We start from the raw sequence: 12,475 nt of genomic DNA, 5'->3' as shown, positions 1-12,475 counted from the left end.
CACCCGGCGGAACCGGGTTCGAGTTATCCATCCGGTGGGCGAACTAGTAAGGCTACGACGCTATCCGTCAGTCTTCCTTTCATTCGATCATGAGCGGAGTTCGGGCGCGACTGTCGATACGAGAACCGCCGAACTGTCCGGTCGCAGCGTCGCTCGAAGGCGGAACGACCGCGACAGCAGTCGAATGGACGGCCGGCATGGATCCCGTCACGGAACAGTTCAAGGCGCCAACAGAACTGGATCTGGAGGCCGACTTCGAGGCGAACGGACAGAGCGTCTACCGGGTCGAGCGGGAGGATACCACGGACTGTCCCTGCTCTGTGATCGAATCCTGTGGGCATCCTGTCTCGGAGGTAGAGGTGCGGAGTAATCCGTCGGAACTCGTGGTGACCATTCACCTCCCCTCCCCGGAACCGCTCGAGGAGATCATCGACGCGATCGAGTCGACGGGATCGGAGACGGAGCTTCGGTATCTCGTCCGGACGAAGACGAAAGGCGGGGCAGACCCGATCGTCGTCGACAGGACGCGTCTCACATCCCGACAGCGGGAGGTGCTCGAAACAGCACACAGGCTGGGCTACTTCGAGTATCCCCGGGAGACGAACGCCGAAGGGGTCGCCGAGGAGATCGGGATCGCCCGATCGACGTTCGCCGAACACCTGGCGGCCGCCCAGTCGACGCTGGTCGAAAACGTTCTCGGCGACGGGTGAACTCTCACCGATCGAGATCGGTGCAGTTCAGGGTACGTACCAGATCCCCCGCTTCATGTCCAGCCACTCGCCGACGACGACGTGGGGCAAGGCGATGATGCAGACGAAGACGGTATAAAAGGCGACGACGCCGGGGAGCAGGGCCGCACCGCCGAGCGGGTTCGGTGCGACCACGTACAGCCCCGCCGCGACCAGTGCGGTCGCGAGGGCGCCGATCACCAGCACCCCCCACGCGACGGGAACCGCGAGGCCGTCGTCCCGGCCCGGGTTCCGTCGTTCGACGGCGACGCTCCGGCCGGCCTGCCGAAGCGAGTACCACAGCGGGAAGTACAGCCCGATTGCGACGACGACCGGGACAAACGCGAAGTACGCGACCAGGAGCAGCGTCTCCCCCGCGTCGACGAGCCAGCTATAAGAGACGCCGCCGCGCGCGAAGCCGAGACCGAGGTGAGCGACGAGCGCGACCCCGAAGAGGCCACCGAGAACGAGCCGCGAAAGCTCGAAGCCGCCCGCGACGGCTGCGAGCGCGCCCGGCTGGAAGATGGCGACCATGTACTCAGAGAAGGTGTAGAACGTCTCCGGGAAGAACACGAGGGGAACGATCATCACGGCGCCGCCGCGGACGAACGCCGCCAGCCCGCGCTGGAACCGGGTGGTCAGGTGGTCGGTGCCGATCAGCCCGTCCATGACGTGGAGGTCACCGTGGCCGCCCTTGGCGACGGCGGTGCCGAACGCGAGCGCCAGGGCAACCACCGGCGCGAGCAAAAACAGCGCGATAAATCCGACGACGAACCCCACGTACAGGGCGACGTAGCGGGCCCCGAAGGGGAACCCCCGGTGACGGAGGTTCGAGAAGTGCTCGTAGCCGCCGTGAGGGAGGTTGAGCGCCACCATCCCGATCAGGTAGACGACCAGTTGGGATTCGAGTGTGATCCCCCGACCGGTTATGGAAAGCAGCACGAACCCCGCCGCGAGCACACCGATCGAAAGACGGGATAGCTGTAGCGCGATCCGCTCCGGTTGGATCGAAACGTCCCCGGAGAGTTTCCAGTTTTCCGTCGCCATATCACTACAGAGGGGCTGCAACAGGTTGGACCCCAACCGACACACGACGGGTTTTTTATTCGTTTTCGGCGCGTTCGGAGTCCGACGATTCCGCCGGCGGTTCGCCGCCGTCAGCCGTCTCCGTGATCGGCGCATCTCCGTCAGCCGTCTCCGTGATCGGCGCATCTCCGTCAGCCGTCTCCGTGATCGGCGCATCTCCGTCAGCCGTCTCTGTAGTCGATTCATCGCTGTCATCGGCGTCGGCACTGCCGGCGGCGGAGAAAATACCGTCGTCCGTGATGTCCTCCACGATCGACCTGGGGTTGGGAGTCGTCGTGGGTTCGTTCGGGGGCAACGGCTCCCCGTTCCCGAACTGGGCAGGGACGAAGACGTAGTGGACGTCGGAACCGACCACGTAAAAGCACTCCCGGGCGGCGTCTTCGATCACGCGGTTGTTGGAATCGATCGCGACGTCGACGAGGTCATCCAGCGATTCGAGTTCGATTCGGGGCGTTTCGAGCGAACCGTCGGGAACGTGGCCTCGGCTGATCCACTCCTCGAACTCGGATCGGGTTCTGGCCCACTCGGCGGCGGCTATCTCGCGTTCCGTCGGAGCGATCGCTCCATTACGGCGGGCGACACCGAGTCCGACCAGCCCAAGGAGCGAGGCGGCGATCAGTCCGAGTGATCCATACGAGCGCAACGGCCCGTACTCTACGGGCACCTCGTCAGTGATTGTCGACTGGTGTGCTTCCGTTTCGGCTCCCGGATTCTCGACCTCGTAGGTTGCACCGTCGGGAGAGATCTGTAGCTGTTGTCGGTGTATTGTGCTGACCTCGTCCCCGTCGACGGTTCCCTGGACCCTGGTCTGGACGACAACGTCGACTTCAGCCGTACCGATCGTCGTCCCCAACTGTTCTTGGATGTCTTCTATCCGTGCTTCGGTTTCCGGAACGTTCACCTGGAACTCGGCAGTAACGGACTCGCCGGGATTTACCGCCTCGTGTTCGACAGTCGTCAGCGGTTCGGTGCGCTCCCAGAAGACGCCGTCGTCGTCCCCTGCAACTGATTGGTACCTGAGTTGGATGTCCATCTCTACGTCGACCTCGCCTTCGCCACCGCTGCTGGAGTATCGGTACTCGTAGACCCCATCCAGTTCCGGCGCGAGGTTCGTGTAATATAGCGACCGGTCTGTCAGGTCAGCACCGACCGGAAACACGGGGTTGTCTTCCTGTACGGTAGCGGAGTGACCGAACGCCGTCCGTTCGGACCAGTCCGTGACCGTCTCTTCTTCGATTTCGACGCCCGGTTCCACGTGTGGTTCGTAGGCGAGATACCCCCCCAGTGCAGCAGTGACGAGCAGCGCGACGACGACCACGACGAACTGGCGATCGAGCGCCCGGCGCAGCCTGAACTCCCAGACGTTCGGCCGGTCCTCGTCGGCCGTCGAGGGTTCGTCACGGTTCGTCATCGTGCTGTCCTCCGTTCAGTTGAATCATGTCGTGTTCCTCCGTTTCTCTCTCCGAATGGTCTCTCGTGTTTTTCACTCGTGTTCATTCGAGCAGGCGTGTCACGATTCCGCCTCGCCGGTCCCGGTCTCGCGACCGCAGCCGCAGATCTCCCGAGCCCACCAAGAGCAGTCCGGGGATCGCGATCAACCCGCCGATGAGGGCGTTCACCGCGAGGTACGGGAGCCACGGATGAACGACGTAGAGCCCCTGAATCACCGGGGCCGGAAGCACCAGCAGATAGCGATACTCCGTTACCGATCGCATGTAGTAGCCGGTTTCCGGAGGTGCGTGGAACGTTATGGTCGCGTTAACCGTCTCGTTTGCACTCATATGCGTTACGTGTGGCTCCACCTCGACGCCGTCGCTCGCCGGCTCCATGTACGAAACGACCGGAAGCTGTCCACCGTTGTGCCTCACGAACGTCATCTCGTCGGACTCGCCCATCGGGACGATCGTCGGATTCGCCGAGTCGCCCTCGGTACTCACGATCCCGTACGACTGGGTGCCCGCAGGCAGGACCATCGCGGCCGTCGCGGCGACCATGATGAGGATCGTGAACCCGATCACGAGGAGCCGTGGATCCACCACTCCCTCGCGGGAGCGGGATCGGGAGCGACCGCCTGGCCTGTCGCGTCTCCCCTCGCCCCCGGTGACCAGACTGACCCCGTAGATCAGGACCCCGAAGCCGAACAGCAGATACGCCAGCTGTTGATCCCCGAGGCGTGGCGTGCCGAAGAATCCGGCCAGGAACCGCTCGGCCCGATCGATCGCGGCACCCATGGCCATTACGCCGGTGCCGAGATGTGGAATACGAACGACTTCCCCGTTTACCTGGAGCGCAACCGCCTTTATCTGTCCGTCAGTGACAGGCGGTTCACCCTGCCCCTGGTCTGTGAACGGGTTGTTATCTCCCTGTGTGATGTAGCCGCCGGACCGCGCGTCGACGACGCGATGGGTGGTCAGATCGCCGCCGTGCACCTGTTCGGCCTCGAAGGCAACGACGTCCCCGACCGTGACTTCCCCGGCAATGGCGGAGGGGATCGCGACGAAGCCGTCGCCCGCCTGGAGTGTCGGCTCCATGCTGCCGGTTTCGACGTACGCGAGCAACATCGGCTGTCCGAGGAAGTGGCCGACGAGAAGCGACACGACCAGCACTAACAGCACCAGCGCCAGGGCATACTCCGCCAGCTTTCCGAGGCTCGAACCCATCCCCCCAAACACCTGGCCTGTCGTTCGGTTCTCTCCCCCTTAGGTAATCAGACATTGCCCCGAACGTAACTCCATGTTATTCGACATCAGGGAGGGCCTGAACGTCGGGTTCGGGAGCAAAACGGCCGACGGCGGTCTCGGTCGCGATCACTCCCCGGTGGTTCCTCGATGCGAGATAACACGCCGGGATCCCATCTCAACGGAGCCCTGAACGGGGGTCACCACAACAGTTCCGGCGGGTAATCGACCTATACCTATGTAACGGGAAACGGAACTTCACTACCATGATACTGGCAATGTCGACTGGACTCGATCGGCTTCGGCGCCCCGAGTACACGGGTGAAAACCGGTGTGTACCGTGTACGCTCCTGAACTCGGTGCTCGCGGTGATTCTCGCCCTCGCGGTTGGTCTCGTGTCGGCGATCGCCGGCTTCCTCGTGCTTCTGGTGAGCGCAACCGCGATCTACTTCAGGGGGTACCTCGTCCCGGGAACCCCCACGATCACGCAGCGGTACTTTCCGGATCGCGTGCTCCAGTGGTTCGGGAAGGAGCCGATCCCGACCCAGGATGCCTTCGACACCGACGGGGGTGTTGCGGCCGAAATGGACGATGGTACCGACCACGTGCTCGAGGAGTACGAACACGTCGGAGAACTGCTCGCAGACGCCGGAATAGTCGACGACTGTGAAGACGTAGACGACCTCTGTCTCACTCCAGCGTTCGAGGAGGCGTGGTGGGACCGGATCGAACGGTTTCGGGAAGGTGACCTGGCTCTCGAGCAGCTCGCAGCCGTCCTCGAGGTCGATCCCGACGACGTTTCCGTCACCGGCGAGGACCCGTTCGAGGTGACGATCGACGGCGTAACAGCGGGTCGGTGGAGTTCACGGGCGGCATTTCTGGCCGACCTCGGCGCGGAACCCACGCTGGGGGAGTGGCTGTCGGTCTGGGACGAACTCGATCAACGACAGAGCGGCGAACTGCTGGCCAGTCTCCGCGCGTTCCTCGAGCGGTGCCCGGACTGTGACGGGGAGTTGACGTCGATCGAGGACGTCACCAAAACCTGCTGTTCGGGCGAGTACGTCAACGTCTCCCGGGACTGTACGGAGTGTGGGGCGTCGGTATTCAACGGATCGTATCGGTGACTTCGGGTGAACTCGCACCTGTTGTCGAAAACGTCTGTCGTCGAAAGCGCGAAAGAGGTAAAATAGACAACATTTATTGGGCAAGTACCTGTTCCCGTAGCCGAATTAATCCAGTAAAGACACCCTGATGGAATATAATTACGTTGCATCGTTCTGCACTGTCAGTACTCTCATATGAATAATACGTCGAACAGCGATCTTTCAGCACCGTCGTCGGTCGACGGGAACGGGCACATGAGTACCTACAGCAGGAGCGTTTCCGACGTTCCCGGCGATTCCATCTCGGTCGCGGTGAGCGTCCTTCTCGAGGAGGTATCCGGGCAGGACATCTCCGGGCAACGTCCGCTGTCGGATTCGATCGATCCGGAGGGACTCGACGCGCTGTTCGATCCGCCGGGCGGGGAGCCGTTAGGCGTCGTCGTGACGTTCACACACGACGGCTATCGAATTCGCGTCGAGGACGGCGAACGAATCGAGATCAGCGAGATCGACTGACAGTCCGACCGGAACGGAACGCGGACGGGTTCCGGGTTCCGACGAGTCACCCACCAGCACTGCAACTGCACGCCTCACCGCTTCTCCAGGATCGTTGCTCCACAGTCGCGACACTCGATCGAGAGCGCTGCGTTTCTGTCCGTCCCTGCGTCGTCCGCACGATGGCCGGATCCGCTCGGCGACTGGAGTGCTGTCCCGCAGTTCGGACACGCTTCCAGAAACCTGCGGAACATCTCGAGATGCAGGTTGCGCTCGGCCCGGTCGAACTGGTGCCAGTCGACTCGGTCTGCGAGCACCAACTCCATGGCGACGTCGGCGACGAGTGCAGCCTCCGAGGGCCACACCTCGAGTGCCCGTCCGTCGTCCGACAGCACCGGTGACTCCCCCACCCAGTCGAGCGATGCACGATCCGGATCGAGTCCGTACTGTCGGGCGAGCGGTTCGAGCACGGAGTCCCGCTGGTCGAGTGTCCGAATCCGGTTCCACCAATCGGTGTGGGCACTACGAGTGAGGTCGAGCTGTTCGCCCTGTCGCTCGAGAACGTCCACTGCGATGAGCTCCATCACGAACGAAGTCGATTCCTGTTCCTCGGTGCCGGATCCCGCTTTCGTCTGGGACCCCTCCCGGGATTTCACCTCGGATTCCCCCTCGGATTCCGATTCAGTTTCGTCCCTGTTCTCGGATCGTCGAACCCGCGAGAGAACGATTTTCGGCACCGCCGTCAGCGCCGGGATTCCGGGGACCAGATACCCCCGAAAGTACACCAGAAGCGCGAGCACGGCGAACACAGTCGCCCCGACGAGTTGGTGCTGGGCCAGCGCGATGGTGAACCCGACGAGTGCGGCGACGTAGAGGTTCAAAAGTGTACACGGAATACACCGATTATTTCCGGTGTAGTCCGGATTGCGAAACCGACCCAGAACCCCGCCGAGTTCCAACCCCATTACTGGGTGTTCCGATCCCTGGTTAATAGGTATAAACTGTTTACCGAACTGTGCACCGATCGCATTCCGGCCCGAACCGACAGTGGACCACCGTCCGGCGACCCAGGCTTATTACTCCGGGCGCCCGTAGGTGCAGCCGAGGACGTCAAAATGGAGCGTTTCTCCGAGGAGACGATCGAGGAAGTGCTGCGGCGTGAGGACGACGGCGTGCTCACGTTCGCGGACGACAACGAGCCCTATGGGGTCCCGGTGTCGTACGGGTACGACGGGGACCGGTTCGTGTTCCAGCTCAGCAAGTCGAAGCGGGGTCGGAAAGCCGACTTCATCGACGAGGAGCCGTTGGCCTGTTTCATCGTGTATGCGAAACACCCGAACAGGGTCGTCGAGAGCGTGATCGCCACGGGGAAACTGCGATCGGTTCCCGAATCCGACCAGCGGGAGGCGTTTGCGGTGCTTCGCGAGAACACCGACTTCCCGCTCGACCGCGAACTCTGGAGTGGCTCCGACGGTGGCAGCGAGAACAGACTGTACGAACTCGTCCCCGAAACGCTCTCCGGGCGTGCGTACGGTACCGGGAAACCGTAGTCGCAACCGCAGTCCGGGCAATCGCCCCCGCGAGCCCTCGCGCGCTCGTCCGTCGCTGTTCGTCGTGTGCCTATCCACCGCTGTTCGTCGTGTGCCCGTCACAGTACAAACTCGATTTCACCGATGCATTTTCATTATAGTAGCCCATCCAAATAATGGAAATGTCTGACAAGGAATCGCCGGCGGAATCCGGCAGTCATCCGAACGTTCCCTCAGTCGACCAGTCCGATCGAACGCTCCCCCGGAACCTCAGGCAGTCTGGCGATCCCGGCATCGAGATGTTGATCTCGACGCGGGTTCGAAAGTCTCCGTTCTGGCATCTCTCCGTGGAGGAGGGCTGCTGGCGCGCAACCGTCTACAACCGGATGTATCACCCGCGCGGGATGCGCACCGAGGAGGAGGGTGGCGCGATGGCCGAGTACGACGCGTTGGTCAACCGCGTGACGCTGTGGAACGTCGCCGTCGAGCGCCAGATCCGGGTCAAGGGTCCGGAGGCGGAGGAGCTCGTCAACTACGTGATCACCCGCGACGCGACCGAGATCGAACCGATGCACGGGAAATACGCCATCCTCTGTAACCAGGACGGCGGCATCCTGAACGATCCGGTGCTGTTGCGCCTCGCCGACGACGAGTTCTGGTTTTCGATCTCGGACTCGACGCTGATGCAGTGGCTCCAGGGTGTCAACGTCGAGAAAGGGTTCGACGTCGAAATCGACGAGATCGACGTCTCCCCGATGCAGATCCAGGGGCCGCTGTCGACCGACGTGATGGAGGACCTGTTCGGCGAGCAGATCTACGACATCCCGTACTACGGCCTGATGGAGGGCGAAGTGAACGGGTGTCCGGTGCTCGTGAGTCAGACGGGCTTTTCGGGCGAGAAGGGGTTCGAGATCTACGTCAGAGACTCCATGAAGAACGCCGAGGCGGTGTGGAACCCCGTGCTCGAGGCCGTGAAATCCTACGACGGCGAGGTGATCGCGCCCGCCCATCATCGCCGGATCGCCGCGGGGATCCTCTCGTGGGGCCAGGACATGGACCACGAGACGTCGCCGTTCCAGGTGAACCTGGCATACCAGGTGCCCGACGACAAGGAGGCCGACTACGTCGGCAAGGAGGAACTGGAGCGCCAGCGCGAGCAGATCGAGGCCGGGAACCCGCCGTTCAACCACGAACTCGTCGGCATGAAGCTGGGCGGCGAGCCGATCCGGGACTACGCGCCGGACTTCTGGCTCGTGGCTGACCCCGAGACGGGCGACGAGGTCGGGTATCTCACCTCGCCGTGGTGGTCACCGGAGCTGGAAACGAACATCGCGCTCGGATTCGTGCCCGTCGACGGCACCGACTTGGGCACCGAGTATCTGGTCCACCTGCCAGACGAGTACGCCGAGGAACCGGGCGAGCCGGTCGAGGCGCGGGTCGTCCAGGTGCCGTTCAAGGAGTCGGTGCATCCCAGCGCCCGCGAGAAGGCGAAGATGGACGCCGAAGAGGACGCAAACGAGTAGCGCCTCCCGAGAGGTAGCCGGTCCGAGACTGTCCGATCCCGTCGCGAACGCTTTTCAGGCAACACATACCGATAAGGGAGCAGTTCGTAGTGCCAGTGTGGATGGCGTACGAAACGAGCCAGAGTGAGCCGACTTCCGTCGAGTTACTGCTCGATAGCGAGCGGTTTCTGTGGCTCGTCGCCGTCGTGTTCTTCGGGATCGGCGACCTCGTGACCACCGCGATCGGACTGCAGTTGCAGTACGTCGTCGAGGCGGGGCCGGTGGTGGGTGACGTGATCCGGGCATACGGGACCACGTCGATGATATGGCTGAAGATGCTCGTTTTCGTTCTCTGTTACGGGCTCTGGCGCGTCGTGCCGGCACCCCATCGGGTGGGTGTGCCGCTTGGGCTCGCCGTGCTCGGGGTGTTGGTGACGCTGTGGAACGTGTTCGTGATGGGGATCGCAGTTCTTTGAGAGATACAGTTCGGTGGTGAAAAACGAGCGGAAAAGAGTACAAGGAGCGTTCCGGATCGTGTGTTCCCATCTCGGGAAACACAGACTGATACAGACGTCTTATCTCGTGTTTTCCTCACCGTTCGTCTCGAAAGAAGTTCTCGAAGCGGATCTCGTTTTGTTTCGCGTAAAACGTGTGTGTCACCGCAGAGAGGCCGAAAAGGAGGACCATGAGCACGGCAACCACCTGCCAGGAGAGTTGATGAAACGGGAAAATACTGAGCCACGTTACCGCAACCAGTGCAGCGGTAACGGCTGTCAGCCCCAGATAATACTCGTGCCACGGGATTTCGTCTTCTGGGACGTACTCCAGGTACATCTGAACGTCCTTTGCGGCGTCAGTGATTTCAACCTCTCCCCGGAGCGGATCGTAATCGATGACCCCGATTTTGTCCATTTTCGGAAAATGAGATTGGCGGAGAGCCGTATAGACGGCCTTCCGATTTCCCGAATCGAGATTATCCATCGACTCACCGGTTTGCCGACTCGTCACGTAATCGACTACCTCGTTCAGTGGTACCGCGTTTGTGTCACACTCCTCGAGATATTGAAGCGCTAATCGTCGTCGTTCGTTTCGCAGTACCTCGAATATATCGTTCCGCGAAAGTACGTCCTGGTTCGGAGTCTCCGTTGACTCCTGCGATTCCCCCCTCAATAACTGTTCTACCGTTCCGGATGCCATGTGAACTCACCCCCCGGTACTGACACATTAGGAAGACAACTATTTAATATATACTCCGTTCAAGAGCAGGTCATTTTTGATAATTTATGGATAATCTAAGAAACTCTCAAGATATTTACTTGACACGCTCGCGTTTGGTGGTGTCAAAACACTGCCGACACCATCGCTTCGATCCAAATCGAACACGAACGCCACCATTATCACATACATATACTCAGTTTAACAATGAATTATTGGATCAATAATTCGGACGCTCGGCAGAAAGGACAGTACTGCTCGATTCGAGTCAAAAGCGTGGGGAGGTATCCGAGATAGCTGGCAGTCGAGCCCCGGCGAAGGAACCAACGGCGGCAGCAGTGGTTGGGAGTTCCTGACTCATTTCTCCCGTATCATCCCCTGTCTGAGATGGGACGGTCGGTGAATCGAACGCCGATGTCGTCTCGTCGTTCATTGCCGCAGTCCCGGAGTTCACCGCTGCAACGCCGAACTCCACGGCGGCGGTTCCGCTATCTGTGAACGCGGCGTGAGTGGCGAATCCGCCGGTGAGTGCTGCGAAGAATATCGTTACAACCAAAACGAATACGGCGACTTTTCGTGACTGACTGTCAGTTGGCATTGGGACGACCCTCCTTGTTTTCTCGATCTACGTTCGGTTCTTCCGAATTTACAGCCGAGTCAGATCCTTTTGACTCCGCCGGTTCCTCCAGTTCCGACTCCGGTTCCTCCAGTTCCGACTCCGGTTCCAGTTCCGACTCCGATTCCGATTCTAAGAAATCAATCGGCTCCTCGCCATTGGTTGCTTCCGACACTTCTTCCGACGAGTCTGGGGAACCTGGATCACTGTCAGTCCCGTCCGCATCCGGGGAACGCTCCACGTACCGGCTGTAGATAGTTCCGTTCCGGACGAGGTGATATCCGCCCGTTTCGTCGTCGTCGACGATCCAGTCGTCGTCAGTCGTTGCCATCGTTTCCAGTTGTCGGAAGGAGTCGACCACGACTTCGGGATACTCCTGCGTTTCCGACCGCAGAGTGCCGGAGATGACTCGACTGTCGGAGGCGGCTGTGTTTCCTTGCGAGGTAGCCTGTCTCTCAGTAGCAACTCCAGCACCGTCAGACGCCCCGTTAGCGGCGATCCCGGCGCCGGTGTCTATCGACGTCGACGGATCAGACTGCTCCGAATCCATCGCCGGATCGTCCGGGACACTCCCAGTTTCGGGCTCCGCGGGCAGTTCCTGTGTGCCCGCGAGATAGTACATCCCACCGACCAGCAGCACGCCGATCCCCGAGGCGAATGCAACTGCGAACGACCACGGTTCCTGGATCAGCGTCACGATCCATCCCGAGTAGATCGCAATCCCGATGAGCAACAACAGCGACAGGCGAAGATCGGTACGCGTGATCGCGATCGTATCGTCGTCAGTTTCGCCGTCCTCCCCGGTGTCGCCTGCGGCTGCAGCAGCCGTTCCGTCATCCGGAACGGGTGGGGAAGAATCTACAGCCTCATCGGAGGGTCCGTCTGCAGCCTCCGGCGAGTCCGCCGACTGCGTTTCGGACATCTCTTCTCGTTTCCCTTTGAAGAAGGTGTACAGCTCCGAGATGACCAAAAGCAGGAACGGGACGACCACCAGCGCAGCGAATCCGTACGGCGTGTTCGCGAACTCGACGACGTAGCCGATGTACGGGAAGGTCAAAATAACCTTGCCGTTGACCTGCTCTGCCGGCACTGGTGTCGCATCCGGCTCGTCGTTTGCATCACCCTGTGTGCGGAAGGCGAGTTGGCCATCCTCTTCAAGTACCTCGACGACGCGGTGGGTCGTCGGCGTCTCCTCGCCACCCCGAACGTAGGTGATCACGTCGTTCTCCTGGATAGCTTCGGCTTCGACGTCGTCGACGATCACCACGTCGCCGACGCTGATCGCGGGCTCCATACTACCAGAAAGCACCACGTAGCCACCCTCGGCGCCGATGATTCCGGGGACAGCATAGATGACGAACGGGATCACGATCGCGAGCAAAAGCAGCAAGCCCACGATGTTGAGGACCTGGCGCAGGGTTGGCCGTGTCAGCGACATGGGTGACACCTCCAGTTGCAAAGCTCGACAGTCCCGAGAGTTCCACCAATCGAGGGCTTCGGAGTTCGGTGGTCGATCGATGCGG

At 61.3% G+C, this 12,475-nt stretch carries 13 protein-coding genes; 6 read left to right on the top strand and 7 right to left on the bottom strand.

Going from position 1 to position 12,475, the window contains the following annotated elements:
• Positions 1–89 precede the first annotated feature (89 nt).
• A complete protein-coding gene (locus AArcSl_RS14030; protein WP_119820604.1) occupies positions 90–710 on the top strand; it encodes a helix-turn-helix domain-containing protein in 621 nt (206 codons plus the stop codon).
• A 27-nt stretch (positions 711–737) separates the two neighbouring features.
• Here the strand turns inward: AArcSl_RS14030 and AArcSl_RS14025 are convergent, their stop codons facing one another.
• From AArcSl_RS14025 to AArcSl_RS14015, 3 genes are all read right to left on the bottom strand, one after another.
• Complete coding sequence (locus tag AArcSl_RS14025; RefSeq protein WP_119820601.1) at positions 738–1,775, bottom strand: Brp/Blh family beta-carotene 15,15'-dioxygenase; 1,038 nt, start codon at positions 1,773–1,775, stop codon at positions 738–740.
• Between the two features lie 55 nt (positions 1,776–1,830).
• Positions 1,831–3,225, bottom strand: coding sequence for a DUF5305 domain-containing protein (locus AArcSl_RS14020; RefSeq protein ID WP_119820599.1), 1,395 nt, complete (start codon positions 3,223–3,225; stop codon positions 1,831–1,833).
• An 82-nt stretch (positions 3,226–3,307) separates the two neighbouring features.
• A complete protein-coding gene (locus tag AArcSl_RS14015; RefSeq protein ID WP_119820596.1) occupies positions 3,308–4,474 on the bottom strand; it encodes a signal peptidase I in 1,167 nt (388 codons plus the stop codon).
• A gap of 284 nt (positions 4,475–4,758) precedes the next feature.
• On the opposite strand from AArcSl_RS14015, the gene AArcSl_RS14010 reads away from it, so the two are divergent.
• Positions 4,759–5,616 carry a hypothetical protein gene (locus tag AArcSl_RS14010; protein WP_245883273.1) on the top strand — a complete coding sequence of 286 codons (858 nt, stop codon included), beginning with the start codon at positions 4,759–4,761 and terminating at the stop codon, positions 5,614–5,616.
• 234 nt (positions 5,617–5,850) lie between these two features.
• Positions 5,851–6,111, top strand: a complete 261-nt coding sequence (locus tag AArcSl_RS14005; RefSeq protein WP_133412171.1) for a HalOD1 output domain-containing protein — start codon at positions 5,851–5,853, stop codon at positions 6,109–6,111.
• 74 nt (positions 6,112–6,185) lie between these two features.
• On the opposite strand, the gene AArcSl_RS14000 is transcribed toward AArcSl_RS14005, so the two are convergent.
• Positions 6,186–7,055, bottom strand: coding sequence for a hypothetical protein (locus tag AArcSl_RS14000; RefSeq protein ID WP_119820591.1), 870 nt, complete (start codon positions 7,053–7,055; stop codon positions 6,186–6,188).
• Positions 7,056–7,205: 150 nt separating this feature from the next.
• Between AArcSl_RS14000 and AArcSl_RS13995 the strand changes: the two genes are divergently transcribed.
• From AArcSl_RS13995 to AArcSl_RS13985, 3 genes are all read left to right on the top strand, one after another.
• Positions 7,206–7,640 carry a pyridoxamine 5'-phosphate oxidase family protein gene (locus AArcSl_RS13995; RefSeq protein WP_119820588.1) on the top strand — a complete coding sequence of 145 codons (435 nt, stop codon included), beginning with the start codon at positions 7,206–7,208 and terminating at the stop codon, positions 7,638–7,640.
• 161 nt (positions 7,641–7,801) lie between these two features.
• Positions 7,802–9,142 (top strand): glycine cleavage T C-terminal barrel domain-containing protein, encoded by a 1,341-nt coding sequence (locus AArcSl_RS13990; protein WP_119822012.1) that lies wholly within the window; start codon positions 7,802–7,804, stop codon positions 9,140–9,142.
• A gap of 101 nt (positions 9,143–9,243) precedes the next feature.
• Positions 9,244–9,597, top strand: a complete 354-nt coding sequence (locus AArcSl_RS13985; protein WP_119820585.1) for a hypothetical protein — start codon at positions 9,244–9,246, stop codon at positions 9,595–9,597.
• A 115-nt stretch (positions 9,598–9,712) separates the two neighbouring features.
• Here the strand turns inward: AArcSl_RS13985 and AArcSl_RS13980 are convergent, their stop codons facing one another.
• The 3 genes from AArcSl_RS13980 to AArcSl_RS13975 all read right to left on the bottom strand — a co-directional run bounded on the left by AArcSl_RS13980 (position 9,713) and on the right by AArcSl_RS13975 (position 12,390).
• Positions 9,713–10,318, bottom strand: coding sequence for a DUF7344 domain-containing protein (locus tag AArcSl_RS13980; protein ID WP_119820582.1), 606 nt, complete (start codon positions 10,316–10,318; stop codon positions 9,713–9,715).
• 286 nt (positions 10,319–10,604) lie between these two features.
• A complete protein-coding gene (locus AArcSl_RS16675; protein ID WP_133412170.1) occupies positions 10,605–10,934 on the bottom strand; it encodes a hypothetical protein in 330 nt (109 codons plus the stop codon).
• Positions 10,924–12,390: a signal peptidase I gene (locus AArcSl_RS13975; RefSeq protein ID WP_119820579.1), complete on the bottom strand. Its 1,467-nt coding sequence runs from the start codon at positions 12,388–12,390 to the stop codon at positions 10,924–10,926. The genes AArcSl_RS16675 and AArcSl_RS13975 overlap by 11 nt, the downstream gene beginning before the upstream one ends.
• Positions 12,391–12,475 lie beyond the last annotated feature (85 nt).

It is taken from the genome of Halalkaliarchaeum desulfuricum (assembly GCF_002952775.1).
Lineage (GTDB): Archaea > Halobacteriota > Halobacteria > Halobacteriales > Haloferacaceae > Halalkaliarchaeum > Halalkaliarchaeum desulfuricum.
Note: the sequence above shows the minus strand (reverse complement) of the source record. Positions and strands in the feature narration are given on the sequence as shown.

Coding starts and splice junctions, on each gene's coding strand:
- AArcSl_RS14015 (WP_119820596.1), bottom strand. CDS start 4,474: ATGGGTTCGAGCCTCGGAAAGCTGGCGGAGTATGCCCTGGCGCTGGTG.
- AArcSl_RS14030 (WP_119820604.1), top strand. CDS start 90: ATGAGCGGAGTTCGGGCGCGACTGTCGATACGAGAACCGCCGAACTGT.
- AArcSl_RS14005 (WP_133412171.1), top strand. CDS start 5,851: ATGAGTACCTACAGCAGGAGCGTTTCCGACGTTCCCGGCGATTCCATC.
- AArcSl_RS14010 (WP_245883273.1), top strand. CDS start 4,759: ATGATACTGGCAATGTCGACTGGACTCGATCGGCTTCGGCGCCCCGAG.
- AArcSl_RS16675 (WP_133412170.1), bottom strand. CDS start 10,934: ATGCCAACTGACAGTCAGTCACGAAAAGTCGCCGTATTCGTTTTGGTT.
- AArcSl_RS14020 (WP_119820599.1), bottom strand. CDS start 3,225: ATGACGAACCGTGACGAACCCTCGACGGCCGACGAGGACCGGCCGAAC.
- AArcSl_RS13980 (WP_119820582.1), bottom strand. CDS start 10,318: ATGGCATCCGGAACGGTAGAACAGTTATTGAGGGGGGAATCGCAGGAG.
- AArcSl_RS13995 (WP_119820588.1), top strand. CDS start 7,206: ATGGAGCGTTTCTCCGAGGAGACGATCGAGGAAGTGCTGCGGCGTGAG.
- AArcSl_RS13975 (WP_119820579.1), bottom strand. CDS start 12,390: ATGTCGCTGACACGGCCAACCCTGCGCCAGGTCCTCAACATCGTGGGC.
- AArcSl_RS14000 (WP_119820591.1), bottom strand. CDS start 7,055: ATGGGGTTGGAACTCGGCGGGGTTCTGGGTCGGTTTCGCAATCCGGAC.
- AArcSl_RS13985 (WP_119820585.1), top strand. CDS start 9,244: ATGGCGTACGAAACGAGCCAGAGTGAGCCGACTTCCGTCGAGTTACTG.
- AArcSl_RS14025 (WP_119820601.1), bottom strand. CDS start 1,775: ATGGCGACGGAAAACTGGAAACTCTCCGGGGACGTTTCGATCCAACCG.
- AArcSl_RS13990 (WP_119822012.1), top strand. CDS start 7,802: ATGTCTGACAAGGAATCGCCGGCGGAATCCGGCAGTCATCCGAACGTT.